General features: G+C 69.5%; 6 protein-coding genes. 3 read left to right on the forward strand and 3 right to left on the reverse strand.

Translation table 11 applies throughout. The annotated features are described in order from the left end of the window. The first annotated feature begins 6 nt into the window (after positions 1-6). Together FFS52_RS07170 and FFS52_RS07175 are read left to right on the forward strand one after the other, a co-directional pair. The gene (locus FFS52_RS07170) at positions 7-945 is read left to right on the forward strand and encodes a MetQ/NlpA family ABC transporter substrate-binding protein (RefSeq protein ID WP_137809278.1); all 939 of its coding nucleotides are present in this window, start codon (positions 7-9) and stop codon (positions 943-945) included. An 83-nt stretch (positions 946-1,028) separates the two neighbouring features. Further along, complete coding sequence (locus tag FFS52_RS07175; protein WP_137809279.1) at positions 1,029-2,366, forward strand: YibE/F family protein; 1,338 nt, start codon at positions 1,029-1,031, stop codon at positions 2,364-2,366. A 15-nt stretch (positions 2,367-2,381) separates the two neighbouring features. On the opposite strand, the gene FFS52_RS07180 is transcribed toward FFS52_RS07175, so the two are convergent. The 3 genes from FFS52_RS07180 to FFS52_RS07190 form a co-directional block, all read right to left on the reverse strand. After that, positions 2,382-3,227, reverse strand: a complete 846-nt coding sequence (locus FFS52_RS07180; protein WP_171011574.1) for a hypothetical protein — start codon at positions 3,225-3,227, stop codon at positions 2,382-2,384. Between the two features lie 162 nt (positions 3,228-3,389). Beyond that, positions 3,390-4,334, reverse strand: a complete 945-nt coding sequence (locus FFS52_RS07185) for a hypothetical protein (RefSeq protein WP_137809280.1) — start codon at positions 4,332-4,334, stop codon at positions 3,390-3,392. Then, positions 4,334-5,926 carry a serine/threonine-protein kinase gene (locus tag FFS52_RS07190; RefSeq protein WP_065632016.1) on the reverse strand — a complete coding sequence of 531 codons (1,593 nt, stop codon included), beginning with the start codon at positions 5,924-5,926 and terminating at the stop codon, positions 4,334-4,336. Before FFS52_RS07190 ends, FFS52_RS07185 begins: the two co-directional genes overlap by 1 nt. Before the next feature lie 216 nt (positions 5,927-6,142). Here FFS52_RS07190 and FFS52_RS07195 point away from each other — a divergent pair. Beyond that, positions 6,143-6,744, forward strand: a 602-nt coding sequence (locus FFS52_RS07195; protein WP_137809281.1) for a TerD family protein, incomplete at its 3' end; no start/stop codon positions are given.

Here is a 6,744-nt window from a genome sequence, read left to right on the forward strand (position 1 = left end):
CACCCCATGACACAGGACACCGGTTCCACCACCGGCACCTCATCGAAATCCGGCGAGACTCCCTCTCCGCCCGGCAGTTCCGGAATCGAGATCTCGACACGTCGCCGCTGGCCGCTGATCGTCGGCGCGCTGGTCGTGGTCGCCGTGATCGCCGCCGTCGTCGGCTGGCGCTTCCTCGGGTCCGACTCGACGTCGCCCAACGAGACCGCCGGTGCGACACTGACCGTCGTCACCGCCGAGGGCAACGCCTCCGAGCAGGCACTGGTCGAGTTCATCGCCGACGAGGTCGCACCCCGGTATGACATCAAGGTCGCATTCAAGGGCCTGTCCGACTCCACGACGCTGAACCGTGCGGTCAGCGACGGGGAGGTCGCGGGCACCGTCTATCAGCACAAGCTGTGGCTGTCGCAGGTCCTCGAGGCGAACCCGGACTTCCAGGAGGAAGCCGCGACGCCGGTGTTCCGCTGGGGATTCGGCATCTGGTCGGACAAGTACCGCGACGTCGCCGACCTGCCGCAGAACGCCCGCGTCTCCCTCTACTCCGATCCCGCGAACGAGGCCCAGGGACTCTGGCTGCTCGAACGCGCCGGACTCATCACGCTGAAACCAGGCGTGGACAAGTGGAAGGCGACCCAGAAGGACATCGCCACGAATCCGCGGAACCTGCAGTTCGTCCTGCTCGACTTCGCCGCCCAGTCGCGCTCGCTCGCCGACCTCGACGCCACCGTGGGCTACACCGAGTACTACCTCGCCGCGAACATCGACATCGCCAAGCAGATCTACGCTCCGCCCGCTCCCGACGAGTTCGCCGGGCAGCTGACCATCGGAACGCAGTGGAAGGAAACCGAGAACATCAAGAACCTGGTCGCCGCGTTCAAAGACCCTGCCGTGCAGGAATTCCTGCGGACCGATCCGCGGGTCAAGGGCATCCTGCTGCCCCTGTGACCAGCGTCGGCACTGCTGCACACCCCATCACCGCACCCGGGTCGCCCATCGCGACCCGGGTGCGGTGCGCATAGGCTCACCGCGTGAGCCGCACACATCACGGGCACGGTCATGCGCACTCGCTGTCCGACATCAGCCACACGCTGTCGCCGATCGCCCGGTGGTTCGTCATCGGCACGCTCGCGGTGACCGCGGTCGCGGTCGCGGTCGGCATGGTCGTCCTGTGGCCGTCGGGTTCCGAACACCCGATCCCCACCCAGTTCCGGTCCGCCGACGGCGGGCCGATCACCACGGTCGACGGCGAGATCGTGGACCAGTTCCATGCGAATTGCCTCAACTCGGTGGCGGGATCAGTGCTCGAGACCGCCGACATACCGGTGAATCCGGTGCCGGGTGGGCCGTGCATCCTCAACGCGGTCCGGTTCACCTCCGGCGACGTGGCCGGCCAGTACACCGTCCTGGAGATCCCGACCAACCGGGCGCAGGCCGGATCCGGGCCCGACACCGTGGCGCCCGCCGCCGGCACGCTCGACGACCCCCAGGCCGGCCAGCCGACGTTGAACGTCGGTGACGGCATCCGGCTCGCGACCGTTCCCGGCCCCGACGGCAGCAACCGGTACAGCTTCTTCGACTTCCAGCGCGGGCCGGCGATCATCTTCTGGGCCGTGCTGTTCATCGCCGCGATCGTGCTGGTGGCGGCGTGGCGCGGGTTCCGCTCGATCATCGGGCTGGCGATCGCCTTCGGGGTACTCACCGTGTTCACGCTGCCGGCCATCCTCGACGGGTCGTCCCCTGTTGCGGTGGCGGTCGTGTCGTCGGCGGTGATCCTGTTCGTGGTCCTCTACCTCGCGCACGGTGTCAGTCTCCGGACCAGTTCGGCTCTGCTCGGGACGCTGACCTCCCTGCTGCTCGCGGGATTCCTGAGCTGGCTCGCCATCCGGACCATGAACCTCACGGGGCTCTCGGGCGATCAGACCACCAATCTGCAGGTGTATCAGGGCAACATCTCGGTCAGCGGTCTGCTGCTCGCCGGGTTCATCATCGGCACCCTCGGTGTTCTGAACGACGTCACGATCACCCAGGCCTCGGCGGCCTTCGAGCTGGCCGCGGCCGGCGAACCGTCACGGCTCGCGACCTTCCGCGCCGCGATGCGCGTGGGCCGCGACCACATCGCGAGCACGGTGTACACCCTCGTCTTCGCCTACGCGGGCAGTGCGCTGCCGCTGATGCTGTTGTTCTCCGTGGCCCAGCAGCCGTTGGGCGGACTGCTCACCACCGACGTCGTCGCGGTGGAGTTGGCCCGCTCGTTCGTCGGCGGAATCGCGATCGCCCTGTCGGTTCCGCTCACGACGGCGATCGCCGCCGCGCTCACGACCCCGGCGGGCGCGGGACGTACACCGGCCGCGCACGCCGCGGCCTGAGGTCACGGCCCGCGATCAGCATCGACCCTTGGGGAGGTCGGCCAGGTTCTTTCCGAGCCAATTGCCGAGCCGGGTCAGCATCTTGGTCCCGTCGGTGAACGATCCACTCCGCGGGATCGCCGCCATCGACACCGCGACCTGGCCGCTGGTCGTGGTGATGATGCCCAGTTGCCGCACCAGATGCGCCGACGACTTCGACGTCGCCGGACCCCAGCCACCCTTGACCGCGGTCACCGCTCCCTGACTGCGCCCCACCTTCGCGATACCCCACTGCTGGTTCGGGGCGACGGCGCTCATCAGCCGGATGAGGTGTTCGCTGTCGGGCAGACACGGCAGGTGAGCGCCGAAGATCGCCTGGTCGCGTAGCGCCCAGGCGGTGTGACCGGGGTACGACGGCGGATTGTCGACCTCGGAGGACACGTGCGTCCGGACGTCGTGGCCCTCACGGAGGACCGCACTGACAGCGTCGACGGACGCGTGCCCGCCGCCGAGCACCCCCCACAATTCGCCGGCTGCATCGTTGTCGGAGAACGTGATCGCCTTGTCCTCCATCGCGGCGACCGCTGGACCGCGCTCGCGCTGCGCGGCGAGCGACACCGGGACCTTCATCGTCGACCATGCACGTCCCGATTTGAGCGACCCGAGGGAGATGACCTCGTCCCCGCCGACGGGCACGATCGCGATCCCGAGCTGGCCGGGCAGGGACTTCCGCATCGACTTCGTCAGTGCGGCATAGCTCTTCGCGAGCTTCTTGTCGAGCGGTTCCGGGGGCTTGAACCACGTGGCGAAGGGCTCCGGCAGCGGCGGCAGCACGGGGAGCGGTATCGCCGTCGCCGAGCCCGCGCCGATCACCATCGACATCGCCACCGCGCAGAACACCACGCCGATCCTGGTCACAGCTTTCACATCTGTCTCCTGAGTCACTTCAGACACTTGAGACTAGGGCGGTTACGCACCAAGGACCAGGCTGTATACCCAATCGGAACCTTGCTGGGACCGGGGTCACACCGCTTCGAGGACCGGTCAGGCGGAACAGCGTCCGCGCGGAAGACGGGCGAGGTTGGTGTCGAGCCAGTTCGCCACCGAATTCAGCGCGGCGATACCCCCCGACATCGAGCCCCCGACCGCGCTCATCGCCACCGCCGCACGTTGGCCGTCGCGGAAGGTGAGGATTCCGATCTGACGGACGAGGTATCCCTCGGACACTCCTGGACCCCAACCACCCTTCACCGCGGTTGCGCGGGGCGCCGGCATGATCTCGATTCCCCACTGCTGATTGTCGCCCACCTGACCCATGAGGGCGACGACCTGTCGCGAACCCGAGATGCAGGGCAAGCCGGCGGTGAACGTCGCGGCCCCCGGCAGCGACCACACCGTCTGCCCGAACACGGTGAAACCGGCACGACGCTGCGTCGCCGGGACCACCGTCGTGGTGTCACCGCCGTTCCGCAGCACCGCGGTGACGGCGTCGGCTGCCGCCTGTCCGCCGCCCAGCGAGGACCAGAGGCTCTCCGCGGCGGCGTTGTCGGAGTCGACGATCGCCGCCCGCGCCGCCGGGCCCGGGCCGTTCGCCCGTTCTGCGGCGACCGCGAGCGGGACCTTGATCGTCGACCACGCCACCCGGGGTGTGGCATCGCCGAGGGTGAGCCCGGGGACGGCCGACCCACCGACCGGTGCGATCGCGATGCCGACCGTCAGTCCGGTCGACGCGGCAACCCTGCGGAAACTCGCCGCGAGGCCTCCATACGACCCGGAGGGGACGGCCGCCGACGACGTCGGGATGTCTGTAGCGCGTGCGGCGGGTGTTGACGCCGATGGGTCGGCGGTCACGGTGACGGTGACCGGCACAACGGGTTTCGGGTCGGATTCGGTCGAGCAACCGGCGAGGAGCGCGAGCGCGCCGAGCACGACGATGCAGCGGTTCCGCCGAGTCCGCTTAAGCCACAACGGCCGTCGGGTGGTGTCCATCAGTAGATGTGCACCACGGCGTCATTGCCTCCCCGGCACGCGACGATCCCGCCTTCGGGAACGCAGTTCATCGCATAGGCCTGCCCGGTGACCGGGCTGACCGCGACCACGACACGCGGCGACCGTGCCGCACCCGCTCCCACATACGCATCGCGCACCGCGAACGCGAACGGGCAGCTGGTCACCGATGTACCGATCCCGACCGTCGCATCGCACGGACTCGAACCGGGCGGCGGCGCAGCCGGGGCCGGCGGCGCCGGCGGAACGTTCTGGACGGTCGGCGGGGGCGCCACCGTCTCGGTCACGGTCGGCGTCGTCGGCTCCTCGTCGGCCCGGGTCTCGGCATCGTCACCCGAGCCGGCGATCAGGACGCCGCCGAGGACGGCGAGCCCGACGAGTGCCACCGCGATCAACCCGATCAGCATCGGTATCGCGACCGAGCGCCGCTGCGGCGGCGGATAGGCGGGCGGATACCCCGGCGGCCCGTACATCGGCGGACCGGGTTGCGGTCCTGCGTAGTTGTGCGCCCCCGAGAAGTGCTGGGCCCCCGAGAGCTGCTGCGGCCCCGAGAACTGCTGCGGCCCCGAGAACTGCGTGGTCCCGGCTCCGCCCTCGGGGCCCGTCGTGTGCCGCACCAGGGTCGGTTCGTACCCGGGGTCGGTGGGCGCGATGACCGTGTCCGGAGCGCGGACGACACCGGTGGGTGCTTCCGGAGGCGGTGGCGACGCCTTGACGAGATCCGGCCCCGGCCGGACCCCCTCCACGCCCCCGGCGAGCGCGCTTCGAGCCGCGCGTGCGAGCGCGACCGCGGAGTCATGGCGGGCCGCGGGATCGGCGGCGAGGGCCGTGCGGATCACCTCGTCCATCGCCGGCGGTACGTCTGCGTTGACCGCACTCGGCGACGGGGCCGGTGACAGTACGGCCGCCTTGATCGCCGCACTCACCGTCTTCGCCGGATGCGGCACCCGCCCGGTCAGGCACTCGAAAAGCACACAGGCCAGGGCGTAGATGTCGCTGGCCGCGCTGACCTGGGCGGCGTCGAACAACTCCGGAGCCATGTAGGCGATCGATCCCACGGCCGTCCCGGTCTGGGTGAGGTGGGTGTCCTCGGCGGCATGCGCGATGCCGAAATCGACGAGATACGCGAAGTCGTTCGCCCCGACCAGGATGTTCTCCGGTTTGATGTCGCGGTGCACGAGCCCCTCGGCGTGTGCGGCGTCGAGCGCCGCGGCCACCTGTTCGATGATCGACACCGCGCGTTCGGGCGGAAGCCGCGTCTCCTGCGTCAGGAGCGCGCGTAGATCTTCTCCGACGACCAGGCGCATGTCGATGAACAGCACGCCGTCGATCTCGCCCCAGTCGTGGATCGGGATGACGTGCGGTTCGCCGAGGCGGGCCGCGGCGTGCGATTCCCGGCGAAACCGCTCCTGGTACATCGGATCGTGTGCCAGCCCGGGGTTGAGCAGCTTCAGCGCGACGACCCGGTCCTTGGTCGTGTCGTATGCGCGGTAGACCTCGCCCATCCCACCGCGGCCCAGTAGTTCGTCGAGGCGGTACGGCCCGAACTGTGTGTTGACCCGACTCCCAGCCATACGCAGGAGCATATGTCGGCAATCGGACATCGTCTGTCGACCACTCGATTGCACCTTCGGAGTACGGGTGTCGCGTCGGGCCCCGAGCCCGCGCCGTTGCGTGACTACGCTGTGCCTGGTGACGCCGTCCACCCGGACGGCACGGACTCGGCCCGCTCGCTCCGCTCCCGGCGCCGATACGGATGCGGCCCGACTGATGTGAGGAAACGCCCGGAGATGTCTGCTCTGACCAAAGGCCAGAACGGCCCGTTGCCGACCCCCGATGTCATCGTCACGGTGGACCTCGGGACCGCCGCCGACCTGTCGGCCCTGCTGGTCACCGACCGGGGGGTGGTGCGTACCGACGACGACTTCGTCTTCTACAACCAGCCGACCGGGCCCGGCGTCCGGCTGGAACAGGCCGCCGCAGGTTCTGCGCGACTGCACATCTCGACCGCTCGAGTACCTGCAGACATCGACGCGGTCCGCGCGGTCATCACGCTCGACGACGCGTCGTCGACCTTCGGCCGTTTCGCACCGCCGGTCGCTCACGTCACCGACGAAGCGGGCCGGGCGCTGTACGACTTCACCGTCACCGGCCTCACCAGCGAGTCGGTGGTCATCGCCCTCGAGGTGTACCGGCGCAACGGCGAGTGGAAGGTACGTGCCGTCGGTCAGGGATACGCGGGCGGTTTCGCCGACCTGGTCCGCGACCACGGGGTGAGCGTCGACGACGAGCCGCAACCGACGCCCGCCCCGCCCACGCCGATCAGCTACTCGCGGCCGTCGGCGCCGACTCCCCCGGCACCCTTGCGCAGGCTGACCTCGGCGGGCTGCGC

Origin of the sequence: Gordonia sp. ALPHA1B1, from assembly GCF_005502615.1 — a bacterium.
Lineage (GTDB): Bacteria > Actinomycetota > Actinomycetes > Mycobacteriales > Mycobacteriaceae > Gordonia > Gordonia hongkongensis.